Source organism: Nocardia miyunensis NBRC 108239 (assembly GCF_001613065.1).
Taxonomy (GTDB): Bacteria; Actinomycetota; Actinomycetes; order Mycobacteriales; family Mycobacteriaceae; genus Nocardia; species Nocardia miyunensis.
The window spans coordinates 111,553-130,081 of sequence record NZ_BDBQ01000013.1 but is presented as its reverse complement, the minus strand read 5'-3'; the positions used below and the strand labels follow the sequence as shown (position 1 = coordinate 130,081).

Genomic DNA, 18,529 nt, shown 5'->3' with positions numbered 1-18,529 from the left:
AATGGCTCGATGCGCAATCGGTTTTCCCTCGATACGCCACCATAATAAACTCCTCATTGCGAATTCTGATTCGATCAAGACAGCCGATAGCGCGGACACGTACCGGCCGCGCCGCTCGGATCGGTGGCGGCCGGTGTGCGGCCAGGCGTGCGCGTCGGATGACGACGCCGGGTCCATCCGCCACGATCGTTCGACAGCGGCGGACGCGCGTCCGGCGACGCGGCCAGCGGATGAGTCTGCGGGAGTACGCGCGTCCGCGAAGGACGCAGCGCGCTGGTATTCGCGGCTGGGTCCCGGACGTGCCGGAGTCCGGCGTCTACAGTGATGGGTGAGCGTCCGGTCGTGGGTCGTTACTGTCCCTGTGCCGGTCGGGCGCGGTGTCGGCGCGGTCTTGACCGGCCACTCGAACCTGCGGGCTACGAGTGGCAAGCCTTCGTGCTTGCCGCGCCGACACATCTACCTGCATGGCTGATACATCTACCCGCATGAGGGGTTATCGGGTCGCGCCGCCGAATCGGGCGGCGGTGCGCGCGTTATCGCCTGCCCGCACGACCAGCAGGGTTTCCACGGCCTGGAACGCGTTGTCGAACAGCCACCCGTACACGCGGGCCACAGCTTCCCCGTTGGCGGTGGTGATCAGGTAGGCCGCGTCACCGAGCGCCTGGTGGGCGCGACGCAGGGCAGCATCGACGGCGAGTTCGGTCGCGTGGGGCTCGGCAGCCACGGGTGCCGCGCTCACCGGGAAGCCGTCGGGAGTGATGTCGCCGAGGTCGGGCAGGCGGGGCCAGTGGAATCCGGGTCGGTGATCGGGCCGATGGCGGCGTATCGGACGGTGTCGGAGTCGGCAGCGAAAGCGAAGCCGCTCTCTCGGGGCCAGCCGCGGCGGGCGAGGGCAGCATCGACCGCCTCCGGGGTGTCCTGGGATGCGACGACGGTGTCGGTGCGTACCGGGTCCAGCCAGAGTGTGAGGGTGCGGGTTCGGGAGTCGTACCAGAGGAGACCTCCTGCCGCGGGCACGGATTCGGGCGGGACGGGGGCGCTGTCGGTGAGGTCCATGAAGCTGGTCCTGTCTGGTGCGGGTCGGCTGTGGCGGCGGTCGTGGCCACGCAGGCCGACCGGCCGCCCCGCGGATGGGGGCAGCCGGTCGGTGTGAGCGGGTCAGGCTGCGGAGGTCAGCAACGACTCGTCCACAATCGGATGGTCGGCGTCGGTCTCGGTCGGATCGGCCGGGGTCCAGTCGTTCATCGGGACCGGGTGGGCATGCACCCAGGCTGCGATGACGTCCCGCACATGGTCGGGTGAGCGCCGGTACTGCTCGTGCAGCAGTCCCTTCGCCGCGCGCGGGTAGGTGGTGGCGAGGTAGCCGCAGAAGGCCAGCACCTCGTCGTCCCAGCCGTACCCGGGATCCAGTGCCGGGATGCCGGGCATGGCGGCGTCGCGGCAGCTGTCGCACAGGCCGTCGTCGCTGCGACGCTCACCGGTGCGGGGATCGTGCGGGCGCGCGTCGGCGACGGCGCGTTCGATGAAGCACGACACGCACCGCCAGCCGACGACCGGGTAGAGGCTGGCCTTGTCGAAGTCGATGCCGTAGCCGACGGGCACCTCAGTCTGTACCTGGTAGGCGGGCCTGGTCGCCGGTGTGTCGGTGTCGTCACGCACCGGCAGGTGATCGGGGTCGTCATCCTTCATGTAGCGGGTGGCGAAGTACTCGATGACCTCCCGCTGCTCCTCGACCCACGGCCGCCGGACAGCACGGCGGGCCTCGTCGCGCGGCGGGTTCCTCGACGCGGCAGCCTTGGTGGCCTTGCTGGGCCGACGATAGAACTCGTCGCGATGCTGGAGCCGGACACGCCGCGGGCCCGCGGCCTGATCGGTGTCGTCGAACCAGTCGGACCCTCGTGCGGTGGTCACCGGCTCGGTGGATTCCTCGGTCGGGATCGTGCGCGCCTCGTAGGCGATCGGGCAGTACAGCTGCGGGTCGCTGTGCGGCACGCACAGCTCGAGCAGGTGCCGATCCTGCGGACGCGTACTCCACATCGCGCGCAGGTCGGCCAGCGCCACGGTGTAGAAATCGCCTTCGAAGATCCGGACCATCTGCATCATCAGGGCGATCTCCTCGGGTGCGGCGATATCGGCGATGGCGCGGGCGAACTGGCGGCGCGCGGCGGCCGGATCACCGGCGTCGAACAGGCCGCCCGCGGCGGTGATGGCTTCGGTCAGTGTCATGGACTGCGACATCGGAAGGTCCCTTCTTGGACAAGCGAACTCCCCTGCGGCACAAGCGCATACCGGAGGGATGGGCTGGCTGGTCGTTCGACCAGCCAGGGGGCGTCGGACCGGGTCACGGTGCCGCGCCGGAGGGAACGCGCCGGGGCGTGCGCGGCCGGATTTCCGCGCATACCACCCGAAGTGGGCGAGAGGCTGGGGCGTCGCGCCGGGAAATGCGGTTGCGCCGGGCGCGGGCCCTCGGGCGTGGCACCGGGATCCGGTAGCCCTCGGGCTGGCTGGTCGAGCGGCCGGCCAGAGCAGCCCGGCCCCCACAACCCACTCCCCTATTCGTCACATACAGAGCCGAACGGCGCAGGGACACAACGAGACCGCTGGAATGGGCCGTGGACACCGGGCTGGGCCCGCTCCCGTGGAACGGGCCCAGCAGCCAGCAGTGGAACGCTCAGAACGGGGGCTCGTCGTCCTGGGCTCGGGCTCCGACACCGGCGAGCGCGGGGCTCTGCGCCGCAGGCCTGTTCTGCCACGGATCATCGCTCGCGACCGGAGCCGACTGAGCTGCCGTGCCGGTGCGGGTGGTCTTGGTGACCTTCGCGGTCGCGAACCGCAACGACGGGCCGATGTCGCTGACCTGGAGCTCGACGGTGGTGCGCTTCTCGCCCTCGCGGGTCTGCCAGGTGCGGGAGACCAGTTTGCCGGTGACGATGACCCGGCTCCCGCGGATGAGCGTTTCTGCGACGTTCTCCGCGGCCTCGCGCCAGATGTTGCACCGCATGAACAGCGCTTCGCCGTCGCGCCACTCGTTGGTGTTACGGTCGAAGATGCGCGGGGTCTGCGCGACAGTGAAATTCGCGACGCCCTGACCAGCGGGGGTGAACCGCAATTCGGGATCGGCGGTCAGGTTCCCGATGATCGTGATATAGGTGTCTTCGGCCATGACGGCTCCTTCAATAGTGTTTCAACACAGGGGGATTCACGCCTGAACGGCGCGACGAACTCGCCGCGACCGGTCCCAGGACGCGACGCGAGGAGAGGAACAAGGGGAAATCAGAGTGCCGAGGGCGCGAATACAGGCACCGCACCCTCGCCGTGGATCACTCTCGCGCTGTCGACGGAGACCGAGCGGCTCCGCGGGGTTTGCCCGGTATCTACCGGCAAGTGGCCGCAGATCTTGCTCACCGCAGAGTTTCACACCGGTACATTGCGGTTGCGGTACAGCGTCGAGCGGCGACAGCCCGTTGTCGTAGTGATCACGCCACAGCGCTTCGGGCACAACGAATTCCGGTGACAGGCCCTGATGTCGTAGGCGCTGATGGCGGTCAACGTCTGCGCCGAACCTGGATCGGGGCAGGCTTCAGAAGGGAGGCTCGTCGAAGGGAGTGTCCACAGCGTCGCGATAGGCCGTGGCGAGATGGCCGACGACGTAGTCGAGATGCTCGGAGAGAACGTCGGTCAGCCAGGTGCGGAGCTGCTGGTCGGTGATGGGTTCGTCGCTGGTGGGCATGTCGACGCTGAAAAGGCCAGCCCCGGAAAGCCTCACCTCGAGTGTGTGCGGTGCAGGGCTGAGATCGATGATGACGTGGTGGTCAGGATGCGGAGAACTCACAGGCTTCTCATTTCGACGGTGGCGTGTGGATAGCCGGATGGTGTGCGGACGCGGCAGGTGGGTGACTACGGCGTGTTGGTAGCCCCACGGCCGCACAGTGCGTGCAGGTTCGTCGGGGTGAAACCTGATGCCAGGAGGCGGACCGGGTGCGGTCCGCCCCGACGTGTCCTGGATCAGGACGCGGGAAGATCGGAGCCGATTCCCATGTCGATGCTCGTGCGGCGGGTGATGACGTCCAGGGTGATGACCGGTCGACGGCGCGCGTTGTAGGCCAGCGCCGCGACCGTGCCGCCGCTGGTGATGCGCCGATCGCGCACCGCGATGACCACGTCGGCGTCGCCGATCAGGATCTCGTTGCGCGCGAACAAGAATCGCTTCTCCGCGGTTGTCCCGACCGTGACCACTCGCGCGGCCGCGTCGAGCAACCGGCGGTGATCGTCCTGCTGGCTGGCGCTCCACCGATCGGACTGGCCGGAAAACGGCCGATACGCCCACAGGCTCATCCCGTCGGCCTGTTCGACCGCCTCGGCCCACCAGGTGTCCGCGCCGGTCGCCATCCCGCTGCACCCGACCGTCGTGGCGTGCTCGGCACACAACTTCCGTGCGATACGGGCGAGTTCGTCTCGCACCCAGGCATGCGTGTCCGGGGCGAGGAGGTGTTCGCGATGGCCGGTCAGGGCGGCGCGGGGCCAGTGCACGGCCGGGTCCAGGCCCCGTAGACGGGTGCGGGTGCGCATCAGCAGCCAGCCCAGCTCGTTGCCGCCGGTGGCGGTGAGAAACCCGGGCCGCTGCCAGCGCCCCCACGTGCCATCCCGCCAGGTATTGCCCTCGATCAGTAGCAGGTCACCGGTGGCGGTCAATCGGGTAGCCAATGCCGGGGCGGTGAACTTCGAGGCGAGGATCTCGCGCATCGCTTCGAACCGCACCCTGCGGTCCCAGTCCGGCCGCAACTGCACCCGGCGACCGGCGGCCTTCGCTGCACCGGCAGTGTGCGCCAGAGCGATAGCGGCACGCTGGTCGCGGTCCAGGGTTTTCGCCGCGGCGAACGCATGCTCACCCGACCGGTATTCCACGCCGTCATAGGCGGCCGGGTACTGAGAAAAATTCGACAAGAAATCGAACTCGTCGCGAAAGCAGTCGATCACCTTCATCCCGAACTCCCTTGAAATAGACAACACCCTGCGGGGTTTCGGCTGCACAGACGCCGCGCCATGATCGAGGTGATCGAGTAGCTGTGGCGCAGTGCCTGATCAGGTACTCCCGGCGGTATCGCCGTCCACCACGCGGTTCAATGCGCAGTAGTCATTCGCGGTGTTGAATTTCCGACGATGCGTTATCGCCAATTCCTTCACGAACGACCTGAGCCTGGAAAATTCCCCGATATCACCTGGGATCACTGTGCCGGGGTTGTCCAGTTCATGAGTCGGTGCCGGGTCGGGACGTGAGGCCGGGAGCAACAGCGGTGTCGAGGCGGCATCCGGTCGAACGATGGCCGGGTGTTAGAGGGATCCGGCTGGGGCGAAGGAGATTTCATACTTCTGCGGGTTGGCGGTGATGATCATCCATCCACCGGCCCGGCCGTGATGGCGAATCAGGTCGAGCAGTGTGCCGCCGCCGGATACCGGCTCGGCCAGCTCCACGTGCTCGGCGAAATCGTCCCCGCCGACCGGAGTGTCCCCGATCGCGGGTCCGGTACCGGGACCCCAGCCTTGCGCATACGCGACCAGAGAACGGCTCTCGGGCTGATCGGGATCGGCGAGCTGACGCGGGATCCCGTTACTCATCAGGTAGGTTCCGTCGTCCTTGACCCACACCAGCGACGCCACCCCCGGCTCCTCGTTGTAATACTGGGTGATCGAGGGTGAATGCTGGGTGGCAGCGGCCGCGTGCTCGGCGATCACACCGACCTCGGACAGCCGGAACCACAGAGCGATCGACTCCATCACAAAATCTCCTTTCACAGATCATGGGGCTGATACGGCGAGCGCGATGCGCCGTGGGGGGCGAATAAATTCTCAGGGAGAGAACGGAATTCGGTCGGCGCACCGCGCGCCGAGCAACGACGGGGAACAGTATCCAGGCTCGGATATGGTGTGATACTGGATCTTTCGCCCCGGTCGGGGAGGTCACCGAGAAAGATCCGGCGAGCGATGTGACGTGCGGTGGGAGCGGTCAGTGCATCGGCAGGCCGAGCAGGGGTTGGTCGCCGGAGTATCCGCTGTTCCATGGCCAGGATCCGCTGCGATCGGGGTAGACCAGCTGTACCGCGTCGACGGCGTGGCCGAACAGCGCTTCAGCCACGACCAATCGGGGTACCGGTGCGGCGACCGCGACCGATTCGACCAGCTGGCCCGCGATGGTGATCCGTGTCCCGGGGTCGGTCGCCGTGGCGGGCAGTCCCACAGCCTCGGTGAGGATGTCCGCGGCCCGGGGATACGGCAAACCGGTGATGACGAGTTCGGGCCGGTGGCGGCGGGTGAGTCCGACCGTGTACGCCCAGGCCGGTGATTCGGGTCCGGCGTCGATGCCCTGGATGAGCCAGCCGTGGTCGGCCAGGATGGTCTCGACCTCGGTCAGATAGTCGGTGAAGGTGCGGTCGTGATGCTCGCACAGCCAGCACATGGGGATGCTTTCCGGTTCAGGGCCGCAGCGCACGGCCGACAATGGGCGCTGCGGAGTTCACAGTTGGGTGGTGCCGGTGGGCAGCGGCCGTCCCAGGACAGCGAGGCGGGGTTGAGTGATCGGCGCGAGCAGACCGGTCCGGATATCGGCGAAGGCGTAGTAGCGGTAATCGATCGCGACCACGTCTCCACGCGTCAGCGGACGGTTGCCGCGGCCGAAGTAGTTCGCGGCACGGTGATCGACCTGCTGCGCGGCCGAATCCGGCTCGGCACCGAACAACCCGATCACCCGCGCGGCGATCTCGTGGTCGGAGACGGTGTCCGCGACGTCGCGATCGCTGTACGTATAGACCCGGATGAGCTCGTCGGCCTGGTCCGTGTAACCGGTGGTCGCGGCGTCGGGGTTGGTGTTGTGCAACACCTCCACGGCGACCGAGTACCGCAAGTTGCGTGGCAGGGGCAGCGCAGGCACCTCGGCGGCCGTGTCGATCGTGTCGACGTCCTCGGAGATCAACAGCGTCAGCGCGGCCACGACATGGACCGTGGCAGCGGCCAGCCGGGACTGCGGATTATCGCCGGTGCCGGCCAGACGCAGCTGACGCAACGCCGCGGCGCGGTGCGCGGCCGCCTCGGCACGCACACCGCCAGCGAGGATCGGAGTCAAGGGATAGTCGAAGTCGAGGTGTTCGGACACGGCGCAGGGCTCCTGTCGGGAAAGAGGGATGATGCCAGCTGCACACCGCGACGGCGACAACCAGGCTTCCATGACATCGCTGAAACCGCTTGTGTGTCCAGGGTTTTCGCCGCCACGGTCAGTGGCCCCACTGCCAGAGCGGGTGACACGACGCAGCCCGCGCGATCGGCACACTCGTGTTCTCACGTGTAGCTCGCTGGTCGCGCAACCGTGATGACGACGTCCACGGACGCCTCCGGTGACGGCCTGATCACGATGACCACGGCGTGCAGGTCGGCCGAGGTGTCGCTGCGTCGGCTGCCGGGATCGAGGTCGCCTTCGCATCGCGTGGTATCACGCAGCAATCTGGCGAGAATCGCGGCGACGACGAGCGCGCCGACCGACCGCAAGGGCTGTGAGCGGAATCTCGGCGGGGATCATGGTGATTCGGTCGGATCCTCACATCCATCAACGTGCCCGCTGCGGCGATGGGGCGGGCGAGTGATCCGGCAGTTCAGACCGTCACCGCGCCGCGTGCGGCGATCAGAGCGTCGGACGCCAGAAGCCGCCCGACGAACGCGGGAGCCGTAGCCGGGTGGGAATACCATGTCTCGGCCCGGCGGTGCGGGTGGCGGCGCGCCTCGGCGTCCACCGCAGGGTCCGCCTCGGGCCGGAACACCCGCAATCCCCCCGCGTCCAGGGCGAGCTCGGGCCCGACCGCATCGTTGAACTGGGTCCGTGCGGCCTCGTCGACCAGGACCACGCTCGCCAGTCCCGCGCACGACCGCGCCGTCTCGGCCGCGATGTCGGCCAGATTGCTGCGTTCGCGTCGCAACCGGGCGAACAGGTCGGGCTCGCTGCTGAGCACGACCAGCGGGATCCGGCGCTCGAACTCGGTCACCCGCGCCGCCAGAGCTTCTCCCCCGTCCCGGCCACGTACCATGGTGGGCGACACCGAGAGCGGATCACCAGCGAACCGTGGCCGCACACCGCGCGCGATCAACTGCTGCACCAGCCACGGCGAAGGAAGGTACTCGTGCAGATCCTCCCCACTGCGGTGCACATCCACCGTCAGCCACCCCGACGGCGAGTCGTCGAACCGATCGCGGCTGCGCATCGCGGCGACCTCGCTCGTCTCCCGGGTACCGTCCCGCAGGGTCTCGGTCAGGCATGCCCGGAACGACAGCCGGCCAGGCGATTCGGAGGTGTGCCGGGAGGACTGGAGAAACCCGTACGCCGCGTCGGACTTCATCTCGACCCACGCGTCGAAGACCTCGTCCGCCAACGCGCAGACATCCTCGGAGTCATCGATCCAGGAAGCAGTGAACAAGTGAGGCATGAGAGTTACTCCAGGTCGGTGTGAACAAGCGGTACAGCAAGGAGCGTCAGCGGCTCCGGATCGCGGTCATCGCGGTCGCGACGCGGCGTGACGCTGGGACAGCTCGATCATGCGAGCGATCTGGGCGCAAGGGAGATCGGGTGTCTTCACCAGCATCATCAGCTCGGTTTTCTCGTCGGTGGTCAGGGGCGCGAGCGAGGTCCGGTCATCCGCACCGGCCGTGGACGGGATCGATTGCGATGCATCGTCTTTAGTGCTCATGACGTTGCTCCTGACGGGACGAACGGGAACAGATCGGCTGAATGCTCGAACGCGGGGTGCGGGAACCCAGCGGGCAGGATGCGTGAGGCACACCGTGATCGGCGCCGCTGCCGCTGGTGGACGGCTGCGATGGCGTGCCGGTACGATCCGCTCGAGGCGCACCTGGTGATCCGGTGCCGAGTGCTGGCCGCGCTCGTGGTGGTCAGACCAGATCCAATACGAAATCGAGAAATTCGTGGGTGCCGTCGACATCGACGGTGTCCAGGAACGACAAGCGGCGCCGCCTGCGCTGTGCCGGGCGGTTCGAGAACCTCTGGGGCGGAAACAATGTCGCGCACAGCGACCGAACGCACGGATGACAATTACTCACCCGGACGAAGGGGCATATGCGGACGCGGGTCTGCCGGAGAGCAGTGTCACCGGTGCGGCGAGGGCTCGCGGGAGGCTGATCGTGTGTGCGGTTGGGCGCAGGGTCCACCAGCCACGCAGGCGTAGGTCGGGGCCGTTCGTGCCGATGCAGGTCCATTCGGTCGAACGACGGCCGGGGTCTCACAGGGATCCAGCAGGCGCGAAGCGAATTCCATACGTTCGTGGGTTGGCGGTGATGATCAGCCAGCCTCCCTGCGCGGCGTGGTGGCGGATCAGATCGAGCAGGGTGTGGCTGCCGGATACCGGCTTGGCCAGCTCGATATGCTCAGCGAAATCGTCGCCGCCGACCGGAGTTCGTCCGATGTCGGGCCCGGTCCGTGGGCCCCAGCCGATCGCGTAAGCGACCAGTGATGCGCCTTCGGGTTCATCTGGATCGGCGAGCTGGCGTGGACTCCCATTGCTCATCAGGTAGGTGCCGTCGTCCTTGACCCACATCAGCGACGCCTCGGCGGGCTCGTCGTTGTAGTACTGAGTGACCGACTGGACATGCTGTCGGGCTGCGACCGCATGCTCGGCGATCTTCACCACCTCCGGCAAACGGAAAAAGAGATCGATCGACTCCATCGGGGCTTCCCCTACGAATCGGTGGTGACACGAGCCAGACCGGCTTTCGCCACTGCGAAGAAGTGAGTTACATTGCGCCCCCAGTGATCCGAACCTCGGCAAAGACGGATCTCGCGTGCCGAGGAGAAGGGAGTCGCTGTCGCGCCTGGACGGTGTCAGCCAGTGTCGGCGGCGGAGGCACTGGGGGCGGCGTGCGGCATAGTCACCGGGGCGGCGAGGACACGCGGGAGGCCGATCGTGCGCGCGGTGGGCGCAGGGTCCACCAGCCACGCAGGCGTAGGTCGGGGCCGTTCATGCCGATGTAGGCGCGCAGGCTGCCGAATTCGAGGGGAGTCACACTCCATTGAGGCAGACTGCGGTTCCATTCCGGCGCTGTGGCCAGGTGCCCGTAGCGGATCGCGGCCACGATCGGGTCCCAGTCCGCCTCGCACATCGGATTCCAGATCGTGGACGTGTGGAGGATCTGCGCGATGTCTTTGCGCTCGGCAGTGCTCAGCACAGGCCAGATCCCCGAGGTGTAGAACGCCGGCCACGCTGTCCACCGGTGCATCGAGAAGATCTGCGGGACCACCTGCCGGGTCTGGCGGCGGACCAGAAAGATGCGCGGCGCGGTGAAGTTGCGGCGCGCAGTATTCCACCGCTGAGTGTACGGGTTGAGGCTGCGGGTGAAGTAGCGATCGGAACCGTTGCGGCCCTTGTCGACCCACGACAGCATCGTGGTGCGGGTGAACCCGTACGGGTGGTCACGATCGATGACCGCCGAGTCCTCATCGACATGGCCCCGCAGCACCTCGGTCACCGCACGGCGCGAGTCGGCGGCGCCGCGGTGGCTCGCGGTGCGATCGTGCGGCCGGGTCGCGCGGTGATGTCGAATGCTGGTCTGGATGGTCATTACATCCTTTGTGTAACTAGGGATTACATGGACCGAGGCGCTGTGATTCGCATCGTCAGCACCGTTACCGTTACCGTCTCCGCCGTCGGCGTGGATTTGTGTGGCGGGCGGCCGGCCGGGTTGTCCGTGAGCAACTCACGCGCCGCGGGCGGAGGGGACGGTGGTGCCGGTGGGCCCGCCTGGTGGCGGGCCCAGGAACGGCGGCGCGGCGCGGGAGCGTGGCGTTACTGCGACTGCAACAGGGCGGTGAGCTGGGTTTCGACCAGATCGAGCGATGAGGTGGTGTCGCCCAGGCCGGTCTCGAGCCGCTGGGAGTAGTCGGCGGCTTGGTGTTTGAGGGTGCGGAACCGGTCGAACAGGGCCTTGCGCTTGTTGTCGGTGACGCCGGTTCGCTGTGCGGTGGCGATGTCGGTGGACAGCTTCTGGAGCGCGTCCTTGGCGGAGGCGATGAACGAGGTGATGATCAGCTGACGCATCTCGGTCTCATCCGGCAGCGGGATGCGGGCGAACATGCTGTGGTGCCCGAGGCCCTCGATGAACTGGTGCAGACCCTCGAGGGTGGCCTCATGGTCGGCGGTGATGAAATACACCCCGCCGGTGGGGCGCACCGGAACCGCGTCGAGGCGGTGCATGTACTCCCGCAGCAGGGTGCGGATCCGGTCGGCCCCCAGATACTCGCACTGCCACCGATGTTGCTCCTGGACCGCGCGCACGAGGGCGTGCACACGCTGCTGCTCGGCGGGCGAGAGCTCCGCGGCGATCGCATCGTGGTCCAGCCGGATCACCATCCGGCCGGACCTGCTCGACGCGCTGTCGCGTTCGAAGACGACTTCGCCCAGGTGAGTGTCGTAGGCGAGGGTAGAGGCGGATTCATCACGCAGTTCACGCACGATGTGGCGCACGATGCGCTGGCTGTCGCGGCGCACGGGACGGATCATCAGGCTGGCCGACCGCACGGGACCGGCCGGGCTCGGCGCACCGGGTACCGGGGCGTCGGTGCCGTCGTCGCGCAGCGTGTCCAGACGGTAGGTGTCGCGGATGCCGTCGGCGCCGGTGACGCGCAGGAACGCGTCGTCCGCGCGCAGCGGTCCGGGCAACAGGTCGGTGTTCAAGCGCAGATCCCGGAACTGCGCGGTCGCGTCGGCCAGCGTGATCTGGCCGCGGAACACGCTGTAGACCACGATGTAACCCAAGAGCGGATTGCGGCTGGTCTGGTCGGTGTAGGCGGCCAGCCGGTTGTGATTGGCGGCGGGTGCGACGTAAAAGGATGCAAGGGCGGTCATCGTGATGTCCTCTCGAGGTTCTGCTGGTCAGAGCTCTGCGGGGGTTACAGGGCGGTGAACAGGTCGTCGGCGGCGGCGGGGACGAGTTCGTCGACGAGGGTGAGATGGTCGGCCAGGGTGGTCAGGGTGTCGGTCGGGGTGGTGTCGATGGCGATGGCGAAGGTGCGGAATCCCAAGCGGGCCTTGCGATCCCGCCACCGCGAGAGCCAGGCGTCGGCGAGGTGGTCTTCGCCGTCGGTGATCAGCACGATGTCGCCCTTGGCCGCGCCGTCGTGGTTGTATTGGCCGGCGAGAATGTCCGCGGCCTGTTCCAAGGGGGCTCGGAAGTCGGTGCCGTGGCCGGTGGGATGGTCGGCAAATGCCAGTACCTGGTCCAGGAGCGGTTCGTCGGTGGCGGGAAATCGGTAGACCGAGACGTCGTCGGTGGCGGCGAACATGATTGCGACGAAATCGCGGTGCTGGCGGCGGGCCTGGTCCAACAGCGCCAGCCCGCAGGCCTTGGCCCACGCTTCGCGGGTCACCTCTCGACCGCCGGGGCCGGGATGGCGCTGGCGCATCGAGGGGGAACAGTCGATGCACGCGATGATCGCTCCCCGGTTTTCAGGCTTCGGTCCGACGGTCTGATACATCGCCAGTTGCTGCTCGGCGTATTTGGCGGCGAACACCGCCCGCAGTGCGGGGACCCCGATGGCGGCTAGCTCGGAGGGGATCAGCCGCGACAGATCGGCGCCGAGGGTGACACCGATGACCTCGTCGCGGCCGTGGCTGCTGCGGCGCGCGGAGATGCCCGCGGCCATCACTCGGAACCGGCCGATCAGATCGGCGAACTCGCCCAAACGCCCGGACCGCAGCCGCTGCGCCAGTGCGGTGCGCTCCCGAAACGACATCCGTTCCAACTGCTCGTCGGGGATACCCCACGCCGTCATGAGGGCTTGCTCGGCGGCGGCGTCCTGGACAGCCTTGTCGGCGGCGGCCCGCAGGTTCGCCCGGAGTGCGGCCCCGACCTCGGCCGCGGCATGCTGAGCGTCCGCGGCGGCATCGGCGGCGTCCTGGGCGGCGGCGCTCGCGTCGGCGATAGCCCGATCGACCGTGTCGGCCTGCTGGTCCGGGACCGGGTCGGACAGGTCCCGTCCCGCGGTCGCGTCGTCGAATGCGGCGGTCACCGCATCGGTGGCGTCCTGGGCGCGGCGGGCGTGCTGGTCCGCGTCGTCGGCGGCGGATTGCGCCTGGTCGCTGTCGTCCGACCAGGATTTCAGGGCGTCGGCGTGGGCCAGCACAGCCATCGCCGCGGCGTACCGGTCGCCGACGGTGTGCCGGTGCAGGGCTTGGAATTCCGGGGTCCGGGCGATCGAGGACACGACCGCGTGATTGGGCAGCCGGGACACCAGCATGTCCTCGGCGTCACGAATACGAGGCTGGGCCTTGTAGGCGGCCAGGAACAGGTCGTGCAGCAAATCGCCGGGGTGGGTGTGACCGTCGCTGATCTGGTTCTCCAGCACCGGCAGAGCGGGGGCTTCGTCGAAGGTCTGGGTCCAGACCTGCTCGTCGAGCCGGTCCCCGGCCACGGCGTGGCGATGCTGCGGGGCGGGGTGGCCCAGCCCGAGCCAGCGCGCCGCCCGCCCCGCGAGCTGGCCGACCGTGGAGTGCGGCTGCGGCTGCGGCTGCGGCGTGCTCACGGCTGGGTCCCGTCCGTAGTGGTGGGGGCGTTGAGCAGCTGGGACATCATTCGCGCGTGCAGGTCCGCGCGAATGGACTCGACCCGGTCGATGGTGCTGGTGGACCGTGCCGCGGCGCTTGCCCGCGAATGCAGTTCCGACAGCGTCGTTTTCAGCGAGTTCAGTTTGTTGTTGGCCTCCTTGATGACCCATACGCACAGGTCGTCCGGGGACAGGTCGGCGTGTTTGCGGTCGAACTCGCGGCCGAGGTCGGTGATCGACTCCTCGACGGTCAACGCCTCACGCTCGTCGGGATTGACCGCTTCCAGGACCCGCTCGGCCACTGTCTGCCGTTCGGTGAGGGCCGACCACAGCACATGGGTCAGGATCGTCAGATCGGTGTCCTGGACGCGGTCGCGGCCGGCCAGCCATGCCGAGGCCCGCAACAACCCGACGCTCTGTTTCCAGCGCCGATCCGACACGACAATCCCATCGGCCCGCAGCGTGGTCCGCAACGCGGCGATGGTGTCGAAAACCGCGTCGGGCACGGTCACCGCGGGCACCTCGATGTGCACCGCGTGCAACAGCGCGTCCAGATCGACCGTGGTGACGGGTCCGGATCCGGTCGGGTCGGACTTGAGCAGGTCGATGAACGTGGATTCGGTGCGCAGGTAGTCGACGTGGATGCGGACGCTGAGCCGGTCCCAGATCGCGGCGGTCTCCTCGCCGTCGGGCAGCTCGTTGGACGCGGTCACCGCGGAAATCAGCGGGCACTCGATCGGAGCCCCACCGGCTTCGGGAGAGTAGCGGCGTTCATTGAGCCACGACAAAGTCTCGTTCAATGCGCCGACACCACATTTGAAAATTTCATCGACGAAGGCGATGTGAGCGGTGGCGGCGTGGTCGTCCAGGATCTGCCGGTACTGGCCCTGGGCCAGCGCGCCGACGTCGATGGGCCCGAACATCTTGCTGGGAGAGGTGAATTTCGACAGCAGCATCTCCCACCGGCGCGCACCGATGATCCGTTCGGTCAGCGCACGGCACAACTCGGATTTTCCGGTGCCGGGCGGGCCGAGCAGAAACGAGTGCTGCCGCGCCAGCACGGCCACGACGACGGCATGAACGACCTCCCCGCGCTCGTAGAACCGGTCCGACAGCTCGGACACGATCGCACGCATGGTCGCGTCGGTAGACGCGGGTACCGCAGAGCCAACGGCAACAGGTGAAACAGCAACGGTCACAACAACTCCCGAGTAATGAGAACGGAAACAACAACAGACGGGGATGCAGAGGGGAACCACTGGATCGCCCCTGGCAGCCGCAGGCGACGGCAGGGATCCCGGTTCGGCAGCGGTGGCGCCGACCTGGCCGCAGGGGGTCGTCGGCTATTCGGTTCGCTCCGGCGCGGACGGCGTAGGGTTCTGGGCGGGCAGTGGCCGCTGGTCGAATACCTGGCCTGAGTCCGGCGGTGCCCACGGACGGCCTTGGCGGTGGTGGCGAGCGTCGAGCCAGTGCGGGGTTGGCCCGCATGCACGGTCGGCGGCGGTCTTCCAGGTCACTCCGGTGTCCTGGTGGCGTTGCAACGAATCCAGCAGGGCCTGCGCGGGCGAAGTGAATCGTTGCAGATATCGGTGCCGCGACGACCCGAACTCGACAGGGCCACGGTGCTTTCCGTGGCCCGCTTCGCGATCCAGATCGCGCAGAACCCCTGCCGAACAACCCAATTCGGCGAGAACCGCGGCCACCAAGCAGCTCGGTGCGCCGCGCACCTGGTATCGGGGTGAGTGCCCCTCCGCCAGGTAGGTATCGCGGCGGTCCTGATCGCGCGCCACCACACCCATCACAGTGGTGTAGACCTCATCGACATCGATTTTCGGGCGGCGACCCATTGGATGCCTCCTTCGCCAACGACATGTGCTTCGGAATTGAGGCCACGCCCCTGATTCACGGACCGCAGCGCGGCAGCGATCTACGCCGACGGCCACCTCCGGGCCGGACCGGCTGCTTTACGCGGTCGACGCGGCATCGGCGGTCGGAAATCTGGCTTGTCCGTGGAGATTTCGCCGATCCGCGACTACGAACGAGAAGCCCGATACAGCGACACCCCGAGCCGGTGGCGCCAGATCTCCCGGAGACCGGGCGGGGATTCGCGGTTGCCTCAAGGCGGTGGCGGGGCCGGGCTGGGTGCCTCCGCGCGGGCTGCCCCCTCCGGCGTCCCGGTAAATCAACGCGTCGTGCCGGAAGTCCGGCGGCGCGCGCGTGTGCGCTTCGTGCCGTCGGGCGGCGTGGTCGATGGAATGATCTGCTCACCGGTCATCGAATCCAGGGAGGTCGTCCTCGAATTCCCCGCTGCTCGCAGCAGGCCGGTGTGGCGGTGGGTTCGCGATGCGTGAATCGCGCTGGTTCTCTGCGAATCGACCACGCTCGAGGGTCGGCGCGGCAGAATCGCTCGGCAGGGTGTGGGCACCTCCCGGCATGAACCATGCTGGCGGACATACAATTCGGCGAATCGGAAGATCCGTGTGATGCCGGTGAGCGCGCTGGCTATGTGGACCGCCGGACCACCAGGTACGAGCGTGCCGCGTGGAGTGCAGGCCGGCCCGGTGCTGTTCTGATCGATGGAACAGGACAGCACCGGGCCGGGAATGGAGTGATCGGCGGAATCCGTTGGTGGGCAGGGCCCTCGGTTACTCGGTGTAGAAGTCGCGGTAGGCGTTGATTTCCACATCCGTGGCTCCGTGCAGAAGCCGTGGTATGTCGGGATCGGCGCCAGAGTGACGAATGACCGATGCGACGTAGTCGCGTTCCTGGTCGCTCCACACGAACTCGGTGGTCTGACGCCACCCCAGATCCGCGATCAGATCCACGGCCCCGGCCAAGTCGTCGACGGGTGCGACGGCAGCCAGCACGACTCGAACCCGGTCGTGCTGCCAGAACTCCAGATCACCGGTGTCGGGTCGGTAGAAGATGTCGACTTCCCCAGATGTGGCAGGAGCGATGCGAACACCCATGAAAATACTTTCTCCGTTCTCGGGGTTGTGGCGACAGCCGAAAGCCTGTGCGGCCATATCGTTCTCACGCAGCAAGGCCCATGCGAACTGTCGATCGGCCATGGACGGCCAGCACCACGCTGGCCGATGGTGCATGTTGAAAGCGATCCGCCCGGGAACAACATCATCGGCACCGTGAGTGCCGATGATGTCCGGGCTGGTGCGGCGAAGCGCGCCGGAACGGCCGCGCGCGCCGCACGGGAGATAGGCACGAGACGAAGACCGGCCACGTTCGGTATTTCGGCGCTCAACCCGGTGGACCTGGAATCATCCCTCCCTGCGTGCGCTGATGACAACGTTGCTCGGCGAAGTCGCAATTCGCAGGATGAAGGGAAGAGCAAGATGGTCAGCGACAGTCGGATGTTATGCCGCGCGGCCGGTGGACGTGGCGCTCCGCATCACGACGGTGTCTGCGTGCCTGCAAGTTTCCCGGATGCGCCGGAGTCCTCCGGCAGGCGCTCCTGTGGAGGAGGGCCGTCGAGCGCAGAGCGGGAGGCCAGAGTGAGCCGGGTGGAAGGCCGGCGAAGGATTGGAGTCGCCGAGCGGATCCGGTCTCACAGTCGTGTGGTTCCCGCGGGCAGCGGTTGCCCGGACGTCGCGGTGCGGGGGCGGGCGATCGGAGTGAAACCGGTCTCGGTCAGGGCATAGTAGCGGTGATCGATCGCGATCACGTCACCGCGCGCCAACGGGCGGTTGCCACGATCGACGTAGTTGGCGACGCGATGATCCGCTGCCCGGTCGGCGGGATCGGGCACGACACCGAACGACTCGATGATCTGCCCGGCGAGATCCAGGTCGGACACACTATTGGGGACATCATGCTGGTAGTAGGCGTAGACCTCGGCGACCTCGTCCGTCTCGGCGGAATAGCCGACGGTCACTGCCGAGGGCGACGTGTTGTGGTAGAGGTTCGTCACCACGGCGTAGCGCGCCGACCGGAACGGAATCTGCGACGGGGCCGACACAGTGGACTCGCCTTCGGCATGTTTGGGCATGGCCGTCTCTCCTAACGAGATGAGGATTGGTGGCTGCCGCCCGCCCCACCGGCCGTGGCGGCACAGCTTCCATAACATCCCGAAAGTGTTGGCATGTCCAGGGATTCGACCGCCACGGCAGGTGGCCCCACAACCAGTGGCGGTGAGATCGCCTCCCCCAGCAGCGACCTCGAGGACAAGGACAGCCCTCGGTGGCGCCGAAACTCCCCCGGCGGGCAGCAACGGCCCCAGGCACTTTCGAAGCCGCGGCAGGTCGCCGGGCACTCTCACGCGGAGCCATCGAACAAATTTACTGCGGCACATCGTATTTGATGCCGATCAACAGCTATACGAGCAGGGGTAACAGCACCGCGACTCCCGCGATTCCACATACGACGCTGGAGACGGTCAGGGGCGTCGAGTCGTTGTCGCGCATATCGTTGGCGAGTTCGGCGATGAGGGCAGCGAGGACCAGGACGATCCCGGTCAGCAGTCGCGCCCACCAGGAAATGTGCTGAATTATGTTCACGGAGTGAACCTTTCGGGTCCGATCTGATAGACAGGTGAGATTCCTGCGGGGTCGGTGCAGTGGTACGTCGCGGTCGATCAGCCTGGCGCGCACCCCGAGAGAGCCGGCGGCGGCGCGGTGCGCGTTGTCGATAAGCCGCCGCCCGCGTTGCCCGTCGCCGTACACCCTGGCGCGCAATCGAACACCTCTGGCACTAGGTGGGGGCAGTCCGGTGATGACACGGTGAGAGTGAAGCGACGGTTGCTGGAGTGGCCGGAATGTGACTCGGGTCAGGATTCGGGCCACCAGTCACGGTCGACAGGCACGGTCGGTCGCCAGAAGGTGCGCACTTGCATGACGCCGTCGAGCGAGCAGGTGGATTCGGTCACGTATTTGCGGACCTCCCCGGGATGTCGGACCCCAAACCATGTTGCCGCCGCGCGGCGAT

21 protein-coding genes are annotated in these 18,529 nt (G+C 67.3%); all 21 read right to left on the bottom strand.

All coding sequences use genetic code 11. The annotated features are described in order from the left end of the window. Positions 1-493: 493 nt before the first annotated feature. A complete protein-coding gene (locus NM2_RS07250; RefSeq protein ID WP_067665666.1) occupies positions 494-739 on the bottom strand; it encodes a hypothetical protein in 246 nt (81 codons plus the stop codon). After that, positions 736-1,056 carry a hypothetical protein gene (locus NM2_RS07245; RefSeq protein ID WP_067665663.1) on the bottom strand — a complete coding sequence of 107 codons (321 nt, stop codon included), beginning with the start codon at positions 1,054-1,056 and terminating at the stop codon, positions 736-738. Before NM2_RS07245 ends, NM2_RS07250 begins: the two co-directional genes overlap by 4 nt. Positions 1,057-1,158: 102 nt before the next feature. Beyond that, positions 1,159-2,238, bottom strand: a complete 1,080-nt coding sequence (locus NM2_RS07240; RefSeq protein WP_067665660.1) for a hypothetical protein — start codon at positions 2,236-2,238, stop codon at positions 1,159-1,161. Positions 2,239-2,671: 433 nt separating this feature from the next. Then, on the bottom strand, positions 2,672-3,163 hold the full coding sequence (locus NM2_RS07235) for a single-stranded DNA-binding protein (protein WP_067665657.1): 492 nt from the start codon (positions 3,161-3,163) through the stop codon (positions 2,672-2,674). 417 nt (positions 3,164-3,580) lie between these two features. After that, positions 3,581-3,832 (bottom strand): hypothetical protein, encoded by a 252-nt coding sequence (locus NM2_RS48770; RefSeq protein WP_157120936.1) that lies wholly within the window; start codon positions 3,830-3,832, stop codon positions 3,581-3,583. Between the two features lie 173 nt (positions 3,833-4,005). Continuing rightward, a complete protein-coding gene (locus NM2_RS07230) occupies positions 4,006-4,983 on the bottom strand; it encodes an NADAR family protein (protein ID WP_067665655.1) in 978 nt (325 codons plus the stop codon). Between the two features lie 348 nt (positions 4,984-5,331). Then, positions 5,332-5,775, bottom strand: a complete 444-nt coding sequence (locus NM2_RS07225) for a DUF3085 domain-containing protein (protein ID WP_067665652.1) — start codon at positions 5,773-5,775, stop codon at positions 5,332-5,334. A 229-nt stretch (positions 5,776-6,004) separates the two neighbouring features. Further along, a complete protein-coding gene (locus tag NM2_RS07220) occupies positions 6,005-6,454 on the bottom strand; it encodes a DUF4262 domain-containing protein (protein WP_067665649.1) in 450 nt (149 codons plus the stop codon). Positions 6,455-6,511: 57 nt separating this feature from the next. Then, positions 6,512-7,147: a hypothetical protein gene (locus tag NM2_RS07215; protein WP_067665647.1), complete on the bottom strand. Its 636-nt coding sequence runs from the start codon at positions 7,145-7,147 to the stop codon at positions 6,512-6,514. 182 nt (positions 7,148-7,329) lie between these two features. Beyond that, positions 7,330-7,536: a hypothetical protein gene (locus NM2_RS07210; protein ID WP_067665644.1), complete on the bottom strand. Its 207-nt coding sequence runs from the start codon at positions 7,534-7,536 to the stop codon at positions 7,330-7,332. A 104-nt stretch (positions 7,537-7,640) separates the two neighbouring features. Beyond that, the gene (locus tag NM2_RS07205; RefSeq protein WP_157120935.1) at positions 7,641-8,456 is read right to left on the bottom strand and encodes a hypothetical protein; all 816 of its coding nucleotides are present in this window, start codon (positions 8,454-8,456) and stop codon (positions 7,641-7,643) included. A 75-nt stretch (positions 8,457-8,531) separates the two neighbouring features. After that, positions 8,532-8,726: a hypothetical protein gene (locus NM2_RS07200; RefSeq protein WP_067665638.1), complete on the bottom strand. Its 195-nt coding sequence runs from the start codon at positions 8,724-8,726 to the stop codon at positions 8,532-8,534. A gap of 549 nt (positions 8,727-9,275) precedes the next feature. Beyond that, positions 9,276-9,719 carry a DUF3085 domain-containing protein gene (locus NM2_RS07195; RefSeq protein WP_067665635.1) on the bottom strand — a complete coding sequence of 148 codons (444 nt, stop codon included), beginning with the start codon at positions 9,717-9,719 and terminating at the stop codon, positions 9,276-9,278. Positions 9,720-9,921: 202 nt separating this feature from the next. Beyond that, positions 9,922-10,611 (bottom strand): hypothetical protein, encoded by a 690-nt coding sequence (locus NM2_RS07190; protein WP_067665632.1) that lies wholly within the window; start codon positions 10,609-10,611, stop codon positions 9,922-9,924. A gap of 224 nt (positions 10,612-10,835) precedes the next feature. Then, the gene (locus NM2_RS07185; protein ID WP_067665629.1) at positions 10,836-11,894 is read right to left on the bottom strand and encodes a DUF6744 family protein; all 1,059 of its coding nucleotides are present in this window, start codon (positions 11,892-11,894) and stop codon (positions 10,836-10,838) included. Positions 11,895-11,938: 44 nt separating this feature from the next. Next, the gene (locus NM2_RS48765; RefSeq protein ID WP_067665626.1) at positions 11,939-13,570 is read right to left on the bottom strand and encodes a vWA domain-containing protein; all 1,632 of its coding nucleotides are present in this window, start codon (positions 13,568-13,570) and stop codon (positions 11,939-11,941) included. Next, on the bottom strand, positions 13,567-14,727 hold the full coding sequence (locus NM2_RS07175; protein WP_067665623.1) for an AAA family ATPase: 1,161 nt from the start codon (positions 14,725-14,727) through the stop codon (positions 13,567-13,569). Before NM2_RS07175 ends, NM2_RS48765 begins: the two co-directional genes overlap by 4 nt. A 207-nt stretch (positions 14,728-14,934) precedes the next feature. Next, positions 14,935-15,438, bottom strand: coding sequence for a hypothetical protein (locus NM2_RS07170; protein WP_067665620.1), 504 nt, complete (start codon positions 15,436-15,438; stop codon positions 14,935-14,937). A 798-nt stretch (positions 15,439-16,236) separates the two neighbouring features. Next, on the bottom strand, positions 16,237-16,560 hold the full coding sequence (locus NM2_RS07160; RefSeq protein ID WP_157120934.1) for a hypothetical protein: 324 nt from the start codon (positions 16,558-16,560) through the stop codon (positions 16,237-16,239). Between the two features lie 593 nt (positions 16,561-17,153). Beyond that, positions 17,154-17,594, bottom strand: coding sequence for a hypothetical protein (locus tag NM2_RS07155; protein ID WP_067665611.1), 441 nt, complete (start codon positions 17,592-17,594; stop codon positions 17,154-17,156). A 325-nt stretch (positions 17,595-17,919) separates the two neighbouring features. Next, positions 17,920-18,102, bottom strand: coding sequence for a hypothetical protein (locus tag NM2_RS48760; RefSeq protein ID WP_157120933.1), 183 nt, complete (start codon positions 18,100-18,102; stop codon positions 17,920-17,922). Positions 18,103-18,529: the final 427 nt, after the last annotated feature.

Coding starts and splice junctions, on each gene's coding strand:
- NM2_RS07190 (WP_067665632.1), bottom strand. CDS start 10,611: ATGACCATCCAGACCAGCATTCGACATCACCGCGCGACCCGGCCGCAC.
- NM2_RS07155 (WP_067665611.1), bottom strand. CDS start 17,594: ATGCCCAAACATGCCGAAGGCGAGTCCACTGTGTCGGCCCCGTCGCAG.
- NM2_RS07200 (WP_067665638.1), bottom strand. CDS start 8,726: ATGAGCACTAAAGACGATGCATCGCAATCGATCCCGTCCACGGCCGGT.
- NM2_RS07220 (WP_067665649.1), bottom strand. CDS start 6,454: ATGTGCTGGCTGTGCGAGCATCACGACCGCACCTTCACCGACTATCTG.
- NM2_RS07225 (WP_067665652.1), bottom strand. CDS start 5,775: ATGGAGTCGATCGCTCTGTGGTTCCGGCTGTCCGAGGTCGGTGTGATC.
- NM2_RS07235 (WP_067665657.1), bottom strand. CDS start 3,163: ATGGCCGAAGACACCTATATCACGATCATCGGGAACCTGACCGCCGAT.
- NM2_RS07240 (WP_067665660.1), bottom strand. CDS start 2,238: ATGTCGCAGTCCATGACACTGACCGAAGCCATCACCGCCGCGGGCGGC.
- NM2_RS07170 (WP_067665620.1), bottom strand. CDS start 15,438: ATGGGTCGCCGCCCGAAAATCGATGTCGATGAGGTCTACACCACTGTG.
- NM2_RS07160 (WP_157120934.1), bottom strand. CDS start 16,560: ATGGGTGTTCGCATCGCTCCTGCCACATCTGGGGAAGTCGACATCTTC.
- NM2_RS07245 (WP_067665663.1), bottom strand. CDS start 1,056: ATGGACCTCACCGACAGCGCCCCCGTCCCGCCCGAATCCGTGCCCGCG.
- NM2_RS07230 (WP_067665655.1), bottom strand. CDS start 4,983: ATGAAGGTGATCGACTGCTTTCGCGACGAGTTCGATTTCTTGTCGAAT.
- NM2_RS07175 (WP_067665623.1), bottom strand. CDS start 14,727: ATGCGTGCGATCGTGTCCGAGCTGTCGGACCGGTTCTACGAGCGCGGG.
- NM2_RS07185 (WP_067665629.1), bottom strand. CDS start 11,894: ATGACCGCCCTTGCATCCTTTTACGTCGCACCCGCCGCCAATCACAAC.
- NM2_RS07195 (WP_067665635.1), bottom strand. CDS start 9,719: ATGGAGTCGATCGATCTCTTTTTCCGTTTGCCGGAGGTGGTGAAGATC.